Origin of the sequence: Thermococcus cleftensis, assembly GCF_000265525.1 — an archaeon.
Lineage (GTDB): Archaea > Methanobacteriota_B > Thermococci > Thermococcales > Thermococcaceae > Thermococcus > Thermococcus cleftensis.
The window spans coordinates 1844736-1857421 of the sequence record NC_018015.1 but is presented as its reverse complement, the minus strand read 5'-3'; the positions used below and the strand labels follow the sequence as shown (position 1 = coordinate 1857421).

Here is a 12686-nt window from a genome sequence, read left to right as displayed (position 1 = left end):
ATCCCAAATGGGAACGGTGAACCAGATGTGCAGGATTCTCTTTGCAGTCGGTGAGGGAAGTGAGATACGGCCGCTCCTCGGGGCCCTCGTCAAATCCGCGCGGCACGACCCGTACCGCGAGAGGAGGAACGGGAAGAAGCAACACGCGGACGGCTGGGGCTACGTCCTTCTGAAGGACGGCTCGGTGAGGCACTACAGGTCCCTCAGGCCGGTCTTCGAGGACGACAGGGCCGTCGAGTCCCTGGAGGGGGAGCTTGAAGGTTTCGTGGCCCTGATGGTCCACGCGAGGGCCGCCTCCCAGGGGGACAGGAGCCTCTACAACGTCCAGCCCTTCGCCTTCTCGACGAGGAGGGGCTTTTCCTTCTGGCTGATGCACAACGGCGACCTGGACAAGGGGGCCATACTCGAGCTGGCCGAGCTTAACCCGAGAGAGCTGGAGAACGTTTCCGACACCTACGCCTTCGCCACCTACCTCTGCAGAAGGCTCCCGAGCGTTGGCCTGAGCGACCTCCTCGTCCACTACCGGACGATAGAGGGGCACACCAGGTCGATCTTCAACACCGTCACCCTGTTCCACGACTCGAGAAAAGGTTTCAGCGCCTTCGTCACGGCCAGAATGAGCGACGGGTACCTTAGCAATCCGGCGGACTACGACTACGCCAAGCTGCTCGTGCTCGAGGGGGAGAACCTCTTCGCCGTCGCCTCCTCCACGCTGGCGCTGTACCACGGGGCAGGTTACGAGGTGGTCCCCAACGAGACGGCCTTTCACGTTACCCTGGACGAGGGTTCCTTCGAGGTCAAGAGGATGCACCTGTGAAACGTTATATACCATGCTCCCCAAGTCAATCCGGTGATCCCATGGAGATGAAGGCCCCCGTGAAGGTCTACATGACCCGAAAGCTCATCGGGGTAGAGCCCGAGGACAGCGTGAAGAGGGCCTGCGAGGTGATGGTGGAGTTCGACATAGGCTCCCTCGTCGTCGTTGACTCCGGGAGGGTAGTGGGTTTCTTCACGAAGAGCGACGTGATAAGGCGCGTGGTAATCCCCGGGCTCCCGAACACCACGCCGGTGAGGGAGATAATGAGCGACGAGCTGATAACTGTGGACTCGAACACCCCCCTCCGGGAGGTCCTGGACCTGATGGCCAAGAAGGGCATCAAGCACGTGCTCGTGGAGGAGGGCGGGGAGATCGTGGGGATATTCAGCCTGAGCGATCTCCTCGCGGCGAGCCGGAGAAAGCTTGAGACGGCCATAGCGGCCGAGTGATGGCCATGATAAGGATAGCCCACATAAGTGACACCCACGTAACGGGGGAGAGCGCATACAAGGGTTACGCCTACGACCTCATAGTGAACGAGATAAACCGCGGCGACTTTGACTTCGTCATTCACACGGGGGACGTGACCAACAACGGCCTCCGCGAGGAGTACGAGAGGGCGAGCTACGAGCTGAGGAAGATCAGGAAGCCCCTCGTTGTCGTCCCGGGGAACCACGACGTCAGGAACGTCGGCTATGCCCTGTTCGAGCGCTTCATCGGCCCGCTGAACGGGGTCTTCGAGTTCGAGGGTGGCGTGGTGGTGTGGGTGGACTCCACGATCCCGGACCTCAGCGACGGGCGCGTCGGTGGCCACAAGTTCCGCTGGCTCAAGGAAAAGCTTGAGGAGTACTCCGACAGGAGGTTCAAGATAGTTGCCGCCCACCACCACCTGATCCCCCTCCCCGACACCGGCAGGGAGAGGAACGTCCTCTACAACGCCGGCGATGTTCTCGACCTCCTCCTGAGGCACGGGGTTACCCTCTACACCTGCGGCCACAAGCACGTGCCGAACGTTTACCGGGTGGAGGACCTGGTGGTGGACAACGCCGGCTGCGCCTCCTGCAGGAAAACGAGAAGGGGCGACGTGAACAGCTACAACGTCATAACCCTGCACGACGACGGAAGGGTGGAGGTAGAGGTGAGGCGCGTCACCCGGGAAGTGGAGCGCAGGGAGCACCGTCCGGTTAGGCCCAAGCTCTTCGTCCCAAGGGGGAAGAGACTCCTCAGGGTGGTGCAGGTCAGCGAGAGCAACGTCTCTGACAGGGCCTACTTCCGGCGCAAGGTCCTCGAGAACGCCATCAGGACCATCAACGAGAGGCTGAACCCGGACCTGGTCGTCCACTGCGGCGACGTCGTCGATATGGGCATAGAGCGCTACTACGAGAGGGCCGTGGAGTTCTACGAGAAAATCAGGGCCGAGAAGCTCATTGTCCCGGGCCACAACGACATAACCTACCTCGGCCACGACCTCTTCACCGAGTACTTCGGTGAGCCGGAGGTCAAGGAGATCGGGGACTTCACGTTTATCCCTGTCGTGAGCGCCCAGTACGAGACGCCGATAGGTGTCGTCGGACGGATAGGGCAGAGGGGGCTCGAGAAAGCGTTGCTGGAGAACTCCGAGAGGTTTACCGTGGTGGTGATGCACCACAACATAGTCCCGATACCGAGGAGCAGGGAGCTGGGCTTTCTCGAGGACGCCGGGGACGTCCTCAGGGTCCTCACGCGCGCCGGGGCGAACCTCGTACTGACCGGCCACGGAGGGAACGCCTTCGGGGTCAAGGTGGAGAAAACCCCTATCATCAACGCCGGCTCCATAAGCTGGGAGCTCCACAGGAACCCCTTCGGGAACAGCTTCAACGTGATAGACGTCTACCGGGACATGGTGGTCGCCTTCGAGGTGCAGGCCACCTGGGGTTCGGGCAGGCTCGTGGGGATATGGAAGACAAAGGGGCCATTCACCCCCTTCCGATCCTCTCCCTGAGGCGCTCCATCAGGTCCTCCATTATCGCGTTCACGGTTTTCTCGAGCTCGACGTTCTCTATGACCCTCACGCCGTGCTCCCTCGCCCTCTCAACTATGAACTCCTGTATCTCCAGTATCTCCTCCAGGTGCTCCAGGTAGTAGTCGGCGGACCTCTTGCTGTAGCGCGCCCTCTCGTAGAACCTCGCCTCGAGGTCCCTCTCGCTCCCCACGGTTATCACGTACATAAAGCTGTTCTCCCTCAGCTCGACGTAGCCCGGGACGAGGTGTATGCCCTCGATTATGGCGTTCGAGCCCTCCTTGTAGGCCCTCTCGAGGACGGCCGAGACGCCGACGGAGACGTGCTTGACCTGGCTCTTGAATCCTTCAATGAGGGGTGAACCGCCACCGCCCTCCGCGTGGATCGTCCTCCAGGCCAGGAACGAGGAGGCGTGGATATCAGGGAGTAGCTCCGGCGCGATTATCTTCCTCATCACCTCCCTTATCGTGTCCGTTCCGATAACGCTCCTTATGCCGAGCCTGAAGGCCAGCTCCGTGGCTATCGTGGATTTTCCGACACCGGTGGCTCCTCCAAGGAGTATCGTTATGGGCACCTTGAGCCTCCTCAGCTGGCGCCAGAAGAGGTAGCGCCTCGCCGCCTCCTCCAGGCCGTGCTCAATGAGCTTCCTGTAGGTCAGCTCCCGTATCTCCTCGGTCGTCACGAGCCTGCGGCCCTTCTCGTTGAGCTCCTTCTGAACCTCCGTGGCGATTATGTACGCCACCCCCACGTCCACCCCGGCCAGCGTGATCGAGCGGGTCAGTATGCCCCTCGAGAAGGGCAGGCGCATCTTCCTCTCGGGATCGGTGACGATTATCATCTTCCTCCCCCCAGCACGGAGCGTCCCAGGGCGAGCACGGCCTCCCTCAGGCTTTTTCCGTCCACGTTAACCGGCTCGTTGTCGAAGTAGATTACCTCCAGGCCGTTTTCGAGGGCCCAGAGGGTTACCACGTCCACCGCCGCGGCCTTCAGCTCCACCACAACGGCATCAACACCCCTGAACGACGCCAGGTCCCCCCTCAGAAGGTTTCTCCTCGAAAGGTTCGGGGAGACGTGAAGAACCTCCGCACCCAGGGACTCGAGGTGCCTCCTGGCCGGTTCTATGCCCAGCTCGTTCGTCATGACCAGGGCAACCCTCTTCCCAGAGACGTCGCCGAGGGGCCTCGGCCTGAAGGTGACGAGGTGGACGTCGGCCCCGGGATTCACCTCCCTGACAATTTTCGCGACCCTCTCTGCCCTCTCCCGTCCGGCAACCTCGGCCATGGTGACCACGACCAGGTCAGCCAGCGACAGCCTGAAGGGCCCGAAGTAACCCCTGAGATACTCCTCCCTCTGGAGGGCGCTGGTGACCGTGATGTACGCCCCGGCCCGATAGGCCGGGAAGCTGGCACCGCTCCCCTCGAAAATCAGGAGGTCGTGGGGCATCGTCTTTGCCATCTCCACCGCCTCGTCCACCACGTCGAAGAAGGAAAATCCCGCCATTCCTCCCCCGCATCTCCTGCAGCCTATCGTCGTCACCCTCGATGTGAGGGCGTCCTCGAAATGGTCCGAAGCAGCGTGCCGGCCCTGCCTCGCGAGTCCCGCGAGGAACTCGGGGGTCAGCTCGAAGCTCTCGCCATCGACCACCTCCGGTCTCTCCGGTCCCCCGCGCCCCATCGTGATTATGAGAGGCCGCGAAATCTCCTTCAGCGTCCTCGCCACGAAGCCGCCGACGGCGGTCTTCCCGACCCTCTTTCCAGTCCCTATGACCGCGATGCTGGGCTTTGGTGGCCTTTTCATCTCCCTCGGGGTGAACAGGAAGTCCGCCCCCCGGTAGGCCACGCCGAGCCTGAGGCACAGCGATGCTACTCTGAAGCGCATCTCGTAGTCCACAACGGGTTCGTCACTCAGGTCGATGACCTCCGTCACTCCGTTCTCCACAATTGCCTTCTCCAGCGCGGAGATGTAATCGTCCCCACGGTACACGGGAATCTGGAGCCTCCTCTCCACCTCGCCAATGTCGCCGATCTTCTCCCCTCCCCCAAGGAAGACCGCACAGCACACGTCTCCAAGTCTCTCCACGGCCCAAGCTGTGACGTCTGGATAGTGCTCTCCATCGATCAGGACGAGCTTTCCGACCATGATACCACCATTGGACCTTGGGCGTGCGTGGATTTAACCTTTTGGAGCCCTTGACATGGGAGCTTAGGAAGGGTTATAAACCCCGGCGCGATAAAACCATTGGCAACCGCCTCGCGGTGCCACGAAAGGAGGTGTTCGAAATGGCCGAGATGATAGTTAAGAGCAAGGTTAAGGAGGCCGTCAAGGCCATCGACCCCGAGATGAGAATCAACCCCGAGTTCTACGAGGCCCTCGAGGCCGAGCTCAAGGTTCTCATCGAGAAGGCCGTCAAGAGGGCCAAGGACGAGGGCAAGAAGACCCTCTACCCGAGGCACGTCTGATGCCTCTTTCCCGCTTTTTCCTTCTATCGACGATCTTATAGTCTCCCGCTCCAACTTTCTACGGTGATGTCATGGCCCTTCGGAAGCTCCGCGACTCGGTTTATCTTTATCCTGGCAGTCCCTCGACCCTTGTAAAGGTCTTCGAGGACTCTGCGGTCCTCATCGATCCCGGTCACGGGAGCGGGAGGCACAAGGACCTTAAAAGGGAGATCAAAAAGCTCGGGCTTGGACTTAAGGCCCAGCTCGCGACACATGGTCACGCGGATCACGTCGCCGTCGCGCCCAGGTTGGACGCGCCGCTCTTCACCCACCGCTTCGAGTTCTCCATAGCCGAAAGCCCACTCAACCGTGAGATCCTCACCTTCGGCTCGAGGGCACCTGAGGGCTTCCTCGCCTACCAGTTTCCCGGGGAGGTCAAGGTTCACGCGGTCTTCGAGTGGGGTGATGAGCTCTTCGACCTGAGGGCAGTCAAGCTTAACGGCCACTCCCCCGGAATGACGGGCTTCTTGGACGAGGAGAACGGCGTCCTCTACGCCGGTGATGCGTTCTTCGGCGAGAGGGTTCTCGAGGCCGTCGGCCTTCCGTACCTCGTGGACCCCGACTTATTTAAAACCTCAATTAAAGAATTACAGAATTATGCAGAGAAGGGCTTCCTCCTAGTGCCCTCGCACGGCAGGGCTGTGGAGAGTGAAGGGGCCCTTGAACTGCTCGATTTCAATCTGCGGCGCGTTGAGGAGACCGAGAACTTAATCCTGGAGTTCTTGAGGAAGCCTATGAGCCTCGATGAGCTCGCCTTCAGAATCATGGGGTACTACAACGTTAAAGTGACGCCCCAGAAGCTCGCCCTGAACCTCGTTCCACTCAGGGCATTCATAGCAAAGCTCTACAACGAGGGGAACGTCGGGGCGAGGGTTGAGAGGGGGCTCAGATGGGTGAGGGCGGAATGAATGCCTATTCCTCGTCCGGGTAGCAGAGGTAGCGGTAGGGGCAGAAGCGGCAGGCGTAGGAGTACTCGCCCTTGGGGGGCTTTCCCTTTTCGTAGGCCTTCTTGACCACGTAGAAGTGCTTCAGGGTTTCCTTGAAGAGCTTACCGTCGTAGGGCACTTCAAAGGCCCTGAAGTTCGGCCCCTTGACGATGGGGAAGCGAGAGAAGTCTATCTTGCTTATAATCTTCATTGGCTCCTCGTGGAGCTTGACGTAGTAGAGGTAGCCATAATCGGCCTCGGCCCAGCGCATGTAGATGTTGAGCTGTGCCAAGTGGTAGTCGTAGGGCCTGCTAGGCACGCTCGTCTTGCCTTTTATCTCGATGGGAAACTCGCCGATCGCATCTATCCTGCCGTGTATCTCGAAGCCGAGCTTCCGAGAGCGAAGAACGAGGTGCTTCTCCAGCTCGAAGCCGAAGCGCTTCTGAAGGATCTCGCCAAGGACGTTGTGCGTGTTTATCCCCTGGTTGAGCCTCACCTTAACGAACTCGGGCCACCTCTCGGGGTAGCCCTTGAGCCTGAAGTATATCCTTCGAGGACAGACTAAGGCCTCGCTCGCGTAGAACTCAACGAACCCGTCGTTTTCACCGTTCCCGTTGTTCTTGATCATCTCCTCCCCTCCGAGGACGGGGCGGGTCATTGGCCCGCGAACCTCTCCGCCCCCCGCGTCAGCTAATACCGACGTCATCACAGCTCAGGCTGGGCAAGGGTCGTCATCCGCTCTGAAGGTTAAGGCAGACCCAGCATTTAAACCTTTGGGAGAAGAGGGAAATCAAAGGATCATTCTCCTCTTCCTCTTGATCGAGTAGCTCAGCCCGTAGGCAGGCCAGAGGCTGGGGGGTTGGTCGTAGTGGTGCAGGTTGCGGAGTATCTTTTCCGCGGTCTTCCGGTTTCGGGCCTTCACCCTTAGAACCCCGTCCTCAAGCTCGACCGTCCCGTCTGAAAGCCTTAGGGTGAGCTTGGAACCGTCCACCTCGGGCCTGGCACGCATCAGAAGCCTCCAGTAATCCTCGTAGGCCTCCCTGCTGAGCTTCTGTTCAAGAAAGGCGGGCTTCTCACGTGGCTTGAACAGGCGAGAGAACCAACTATTCGAAGGTTCCTCTTCCATATCGGTCATCGACCTCCGAAGGATTTCTCGCCTTAAATTCGTTCTTTGGGTTTTTAAGGCTTTCTCATCGCTTTTTGCCGAAATGACGGGGGAAGGTTTTTTAAGGTTTCCGGGCTGAGTAAGGCCGATGGTAAGGACACAGGTGATAAAGCCCAGGATACGGGAAATCCTCTCCCGCGAGCTTCCCTATGAGTTAGTCGGCATGCTTCCAAAGCACTGGGTCCAGATAGGGGACGTCCTGATCCTCCCGCTTCGGCCGGAGCTCGAGCCCTACAAGCACAGGATAGCCGAGGTCTACGCCCAAGTTCTCGGCGTTAAAACAGTCCTCAGGAAGGGCAGAATAGGCGGCGAGTTCAGGGAGACCAACTACGAGGTTCTCTACGGTGGGGACACGGTGACGGTTCACGTGGAGAACGGGGTAAAGTACAAGCTCGACGCGGCCAGGGTAATGTTCTCCCCCGCCAACGTCAAGGAACGGGTTAGAATGGCCAAGGTCGCGAGGCCTGGCGAGCTGGTCGTGGACATGTTCGCCGGAATCGGCCACCTCAGCCTTCCGATGGCCGTCCACGGAAGAGCCAGGGTGATCGCCATAGAAAAAAGTCCCTACACCTTCCGCTTCCTGGTGGAGAACATCGAGCTGAACGGCGTGTGGGACAGAATGACGGCCTACAACATCGACAACCGCGACTTTCCGGGGGAGGACATAGCTGACAGGGTTCTCATGGGCTACGTGGTGAAAACCCACGAGTTCATTCCCAAGGCCCTGCGCATAGCCAAGGACGGGGCCCTAATCCACTACCACAACACCGTGCCGGAGAGGCTGATGCCGGAGGAACCCTTCGGGACGTTCCAGAGGATCGCGAGGGAACACGGCTATGAGGTTGAAAAGCTCAACGAGCTTGTAATCAAACGCTACGCCCCCGGCGTCTGGCACGTCGTGATCGATGTGAAGGTGTTCAAGCGATAGACTCCAGATGATCCGATTAGTCTAACCGCCGTGAGGTTTACCGGTTAAGCCCCAAAGCGGCTCCCAGTCGTCGCAGACGAAGTTCATGTGGACGGTCTTCATGTGCCTCCTGCATATTCCCTGCGTTGGGAAATAGGAATCGATTGCACCGAACCAGCGGCAGTTCTTGCAGGCCTTCAGTCCCTCCATCGTGTCCACCGGTGATACCTTTGGTTCTTTAAAGATAAAACCTTAACCCTCCCGTCCCGAAGGGTTCCATAGCGTTTAACAGATGAACTTAACCTGACAGGTGGTGTGAAACGGTTCCTTTTGCGAAGGCCTTATATTTTCCTCTCCGAAAATCTTTCGAGGTGATTCTGGCATGGAGGCAAAAGGCGGTTACTGGGGCAGGATTCTGAGGGTTAACTTAACGACCGGGGAAATAAAGGTGGAACCCCTCCCGGAGGAGTTCCCCAGGAAGTACCTCGGCGGCGTCGGCTTTGGAACGAGACTCCTCTACGACGAGGTTCCAGCTGGAGCTGATCCACTCGGGCCTGAGAACAAGATGATAATTACCCCAGGCCTGTTCGTTGGAACCGGCATTGGAACCGGCTCGAAGACGGCCTTCAACTTCAAGAGCCCGCTCACCGGTGCCTACGGCCGCTCGATGGCCGGGGCCAAGATGGGCGAGGAGCTGAAGAAGGCCGGCTACGACGTCCTCATCATCGAGGGGCAGAGTGAAGAGCCCGTCCTCCTCGTCATAGAGGACGACGAGGTGAAGCTCGTCCCAGCGAAGGAGTACTGGGGCCTCACCACCGGCGAGGCCAGGAAGAAAGCCAAGGAAGAGTACCCCGGCTTCGCAACGGCCTTCATCGGCCCGGCCGGCGAGAACCTCAGCAGGATAGCCACGATAGAGACCGACGACAGGCAGGCCGGTAGGGGCGGCCCCGGAGCAGTTCTCGGAAGCAAGAAGCTCAAGGGAATCCTCGTCAAGGGAACCAAGAAGGTACCGATAGCCCAGCCCGAGAAGCTCCGCGAGCTGATAAAGGAGTGGGCAATGGTCTTTAAGGATCACCCGGCCACCAAGGCCGACATGGAGTACGGAAGCGGCGAGTTCCTCGACTGGATGAACCGCGAGCGCGGAACCTTCCCGGTCAGGAACTGGCAGATGGGCTTCTTCAAGAAGGCCTACGAGAGGGCCAAGGAGGAGGGCAGGGAGCACATCGAAATAGACCCCTACTTCTGGGCGCCGAAGTACCGCGTTGGAAGAAAACCGTGCCCGCTCTGTAACAAGCCCTGCAGCCAGTACATCAAGGTCGAGAGCGAGCGCTGGGGCACCTTCATGACCGACGGGCCTGAGTACGAGACCCTCTACTCCTTCGGCGGTGTCCTTGAGCTCGACGACTTCGAAACCGTCGCCTACCTCAACTACCTCGCGGACGAGCTCGGCCTCGACACAATCTCCGCCGGTGTCACCATCGCCTGGGCCATGGAGGCCTACGAGAAGGGACTTCTCACCAAGGAAGAAGCTGACGGCCTTGAGCTGACCTTCGGAAACGGCGAGGCCGCGGTCGAGGCCCTCAAGAAGATGGCCTACCGCGAGGGCAACCTCGGAAAGCTCCTGGCAGATGGTGTCAAGAGGGCCAGCGAGAGGCTCGGCAGGGGAAGCGAGAAGTTCGCCCTCCACGTCAAGGGCATGGAGCCGCCTGCCTACGACGTCCGCGGCATAAAGGGAATGGCACTGGCATTTGCTGTGAATGTCCGCGGTGCCGACCACCTCACCAGCGGTGCCTACGGAACCGAGCTCGTTGGAAAGTGGTGGAAGTTCAACGGCGTGGACAGGACCAAGGGCGAGAACAAGGGCTTTGAGATAGCCTTCCACGAGAACCTCATGGCAATCTACGACGCCACCGGCGTCTGTAAGTTCTCAAGGCACATGTACTTCCTTGAGGGCTTCCCGCCGCTCGTTGAGGCCGTCACCGGCATGAACATCGGTGAAGCCGAGCTGATGGTCATCGGCGAGAGGATAATGAACATCGCAAGGGCATTCAACGTCCGCGAGGGCTTCACCAGGAAGGACGACACGCTCCCGTACAGGATCATGTGGGAGCCGATTCCGGAGGGTGTCAGCAAGGGCCTCCACGTCCCGCCCTGGGAGCTCGACAGGATGCTCGACGAGTACTACCAGGCAAGGGGCTGGAGCAGGGACGGAATCCCGACAAAGGCCAAGCTCATCGCCCTCGACCTCCCGGACATCGCCGACGATATCGGGGCTGGGATTTGATTCCTGCCCTTTTCTTTTGCCCCTCGTTGGAAGTTAGAGATGCGTGCAAGCTGAGTTTCATTGAAAAACAGGCTTTTTAACAGGTTTCCCATTTTTAGGCGCTCGAAGAGCGCCAAGTACAGTGAAACATTGAAATACAGCGATTTGAGCTAAAAACCACTTGGAAAATTACGAGTTTAAAAAGGACATACAAACTTTGATCAAACTTTGCGCAGGTAAAGTTTGTTTGGCGCCGGGGCAGGGATTTGAACCCTGGCGGGCTAACGCCCACGGACTCTCCAGGCCCGCGCCTTCCCAGGCTAGGCTACCCCGGCGCATAAAGGAGAGGAATCAGGAGATGAGCTCGATCTCGATGGTGACATCTTCCGGAACGCGAATGCGCATGATCTGGCGCATGGCCCTTTCGTCGGCCTCGATGTCAACGAGCCTCTTGTGGACGCGGAGTTCGAACCTGTCGAAGGTGGCAGTGCCCTCCCCGTCCGGGCTCTTCCTGGTGGTGATCCTTATCCTCTTGGTCGGGAGCGGTATCGGACCGCTCATTCTAACGCCGGTCCTCTCGGCGATCTGCTTGATCTGGTCGGTGACCTCGTTGAGGGCCTTAATGTTGGTGCTCGCGAGCTTAATCCTTGCCTTCTGCATTTCCGTCCCTCCTAAGATTCAGGAAGTAAAGGAAAGTCAGAGAAGGCCTTCACTCGGCCTTCTGAATGGAGATAACCATACCGGCAGCGACGGTCTGGCCCATGTCACGGATGGCGAACCTGCCCATCTGCGGGATCTCCTTGACCGGCTCGATGACCATCGGCTTGGTCGGCCTGAGGACGACGATGGCCGAGTCACCGGTCTTGATGAACTGCGGGTTCTCCTCGACGATGTTACCGGTCCTCGGGTCGAGCTTGGCCAGGAGCTGCTCGAACCTGACTGCCACCTGGAGGGTGTGCGCGTGGAGGACCGGGGTGTAGCCGACGGTGATGGCGGTCGGGTGGTTGAGGACGATGATCTGGGCCTTGAAGGTGTCCTTCGGCCTGACGACGGTCGGCGGGTTGGTGGTGTGTCCGGCAACGTCACCGCGCTTTATGTCGTTCTTACCAACGCCACGGACGTTGAATCCGATGTTGTCACCCGGAAGGGCCTCCTGCATGGGCTCGTGGTGCATCTCGATGGACTTGACCTCACCCTGGATCGGCTTGTGGAAGATGGTGCTGGCCGGCTCGAAGATGACGACGTCACCGACCTTGAGCCTGCCGGTCTCGACACGGCCGACGGGGACGGTACCGACACCCTTGATGGAGTAGACGTCCTGGATCGGTATCCTGAGCGGCTTGTCAACCGGCTTCGGCGGCTCCGGGATCTGGTCGAGGGCCTCGAAGAGGGTCGGGCCCTTGTACCAGGGCATCTTGTCGCTCTTGTGGACGATGTTGTCGCCCTCCCAGGCGCTGGTCGGAATGATCGGGAAGTCCTTGTAGCCGAGCATCATGAGGAGCTTCTTGACCTGGTTGGCGACGGCCTCGAACTTCTTCTGGTCGTAGTTCACCATGTCCATCTTGTTGACGCTGACGATGATGTGGTTGATACCGAGGGTCTTGGCAAGGAAGGCGTGCTCCTTGGTCTGCGGCATGACACCGTCGGTGGCGGCGACGACGAGAACGGCCGCGTCGGCCTGGCTGGCACCGGTGATCATGTTCTTAACGAAGTCCCTGTGGCCCGGGGCGTCGATGATGGTGATGTACCTGTGCGGGGTCTCGAACTTGGTGTGGGCGACGTCGATGGTGATACCCCTCTCGCGCTCCTCCTTGAGCCTGTCCATGACCCAGGCGAACTTGAAGGACTTACCCTTCTCACCCATCTGCTCGAACTTCTGGATGATGTTCTCCGGAATGTTCTGGCTGTCGAACAGGAGCCTTCCAACGGTGGTGCTCTTTCCGTGGTCGACGTGTCCGATAAAGACTATGTTAACGTGCGGCTTCTCCTTCGGCATTTTCATACACCTCCAAATTTTGGTCTAGCCTCATTGACTAGGATGGCTTTTTAAATCTTTCGAACCTCGGCCCCCTCGGGCGGGAAACCCGCCGTTTCTCGGGGAGGCCTCATGA

The 12686-nt window shown here is 59.4% G+C and carries 14 protein-coding genes and 1 tRNA gene; 7 read left to right on the top strand and 8 right to left on the bottom strand.

Features of this window, described 5'->3' with window-relative positions; genetic code table 11:
- The first annotated feature begins 7 nt into the window (after positions 1-7).
- The 3 genes from CL1_RS10015 to CL1_RS10005 are packed head-to-tail and all read left to right on the top strand — an operon-like array spanning position 8 to position 2798.
- Entirely contained in the window at positions 8-817 is an 810-nt protein-coding gene (locus tag CL1_RS10015) for a class II glutamine amidotransferase (protein WP_014789769.1), read from the top strand.
- Between the two features lie 41 nt (positions 818-858).
- Positions 859-1266, top strand: coding sequence for a CBS domain-containing protein (locus CL1_RS10010; RefSeq protein WP_014789768.1), 408 nt, complete (start codon positions 859-861; stop codon positions 1264-1266).
- 5 nt (positions 1267-1271) lie between these two features.
- Positions 1272-2798 (top strand): metallophosphoesterase family protein, encoded by a 1527-nt coding sequence (locus tag CL1_RS10005; RefSeq protein WP_014789767.1) that lies wholly within the window; start codon positions 1272-1274, stop codon positions 2796-2798.
- On the opposite strand, the gene CL1_RS10000 is transcribed toward CL1_RS10005, so the two are convergent.
- Both CL1_RS10000 and CL1_RS09995 read right to left on the bottom strand, forming a co-directional pair.
- Positions 2773-3654, bottom strand: coding sequence for a 2-phosphoglycerate kinase (locus tag CL1_RS10000; RefSeq protein WP_014789766.1), 882 nt, complete (start codon positions 3652-3654; stop codon positions 2773-2775). The two genes, CL1_RS10005 and CL1_RS10000, sit on opposite strands and share 26 nt — an antisense overlap.
- Positions 3651-4955 (bottom strand): 2,3-phosphoglycerate synthetase, encoded by a 1305-nt coding sequence (locus tag CL1_RS09995; protein ID WP_014789765.1) that lies wholly within the window; start codon positions 4953-4955, stop codon positions 3651-3653. The genes CL1_RS10000 and CL1_RS09995 overlap by 4 nt, the downstream gene beginning before the upstream one ends.
- A 140-nt stretch (positions 4956-5095) precedes the next feature.
- On the opposite strand from CL1_RS09995, the gene CL1_RS09990 reads away from it, so the two are divergent.
- Complete coding sequence (locus tag CL1_RS09990) at positions 5096-5275, top strand: hypothetical protein (RefSeq protein WP_014789764.1); 180 nt, start codon at positions 5096-5098, stop codon at positions 5273-5275.
- Between the two features lie 71 nt (positions 5276-5346).
- The gene (locus tag CL1_RS09985; protein WP_014789763.1) at positions 5347-6222 is read left to right on the top strand and encodes an MBL fold metallo-hydrolase; all 876 of its coding nucleotides are present in this window, start codon (positions 5347-5349) and stop codon (positions 6220-6222) included.
- A gap of 4 nt (positions 6223-6226) precedes the next feature.
- Here CL1_RS09985 and cas4 read toward each other — a convergent pair whose 3' ends face one another.
- Both cas4 and CL1_RS09975 read right to left on the bottom strand, forming a co-directional pair.
- Positions 6227-6868: a CRISPR-associated protein Cas4 gene (gene cas4, locus CL1_RS09980; protein ID WP_014789762.1), complete on the bottom strand. Its 642-nt coding sequence runs from the start codon at positions 6866-6868 to the stop codon at positions 6227-6229.
- Between the two features lie 162 nt (positions 6869-7030).
- Positions 7031-7366, bottom strand: a complete 336-nt coding sequence (locus CL1_RS09975) for a hypothetical protein (protein ID WP_048152463.1) — start codon at positions 7364-7366, stop codon at positions 7031-7033.
- A gap of 127 nt (positions 7367-7493) precedes the next feature.
- Here CL1_RS09975 and taw2 point away from each other — a divergent pair, with 127 nt between their 5' ends.
- The gene (gene taw2, locus CL1_RS09970) at positions 7494-8333 is read left to right on the top strand and encodes a tRNA(Phe) (4-demethylwyosine(37)-C(7)) aminocarboxypropyltransferase Taw2 (RefSeq protein ID WP_014789760.1); all 840 of its coding nucleotides are present in this window, start codon (positions 7494-7496) and stop codon (positions 8331-8333) included.
- Between the two features lie 21 nt (positions 8334-8354).
- Here the strand turns inward: taw2 and CL1_RS10795 are convergent, their stop codons facing one another.
- Positions 8355-8531 carry a hypothetical protein gene (locus tag CL1_RS10795; RefSeq protein ID WP_167773019.1) on the bottom strand — a complete coding sequence of 59 codons (177 nt, stop codon included), beginning with the start codon at positions 8529-8531 and terminating at the stop codon, positions 8355-8357.
- 163 nt (positions 8532-8694) lie between these two features.
- On the opposite strand from CL1_RS10795, the gene CL1_RS09965 reads away from it, so the two are divergent.
- Positions 8695-10596, top strand: coding sequence for an aldehyde ferredoxin oxidoreductase family protein (locus CL1_RS09965; protein ID WP_014789758.1), 1902 nt, complete (start codon positions 8695-8697; stop codon positions 10594-10596).
- Positions 10597-10823: 227 nt separating this feature from the next.
- On the opposite strand, the gene CL1_RS09960 is transcribed toward CL1_RS09965, so the two are convergent.
- From CL1_RS09960 to tuf, 3 genes are all read right to left on the bottom strand, one after another.
- Positions 10824-10910, bottom strand: a tRNA-Ser gene (locus tag CL1_RS09960).
- 16 nt (positions 10911-10926) lie between these two features.
- On the bottom strand, positions 10927-11235 hold the full coding sequence (gene rpsJ / locus CL1_RS09955) for a 30S ribosomal protein S10 (RefSeq protein WP_012571711.1): 309 nt from the start codon (positions 11233-11235) through the stop codon (positions 10927-10929).
- 49 nt (positions 11236-11284) lie between these two features.
- Positions 11285-12571: a translation elongation factor EF-1 subunit alpha gene (tuf, locus tag CL1_RS09950; protein ID WP_014789757.1), complete on the bottom strand. Its 1287-nt coding sequence runs from the start codon at positions 12569-12571 to the stop codon at positions 11285-11287.
- Positions 12572-12686 lie beyond the last annotated feature (115 nt).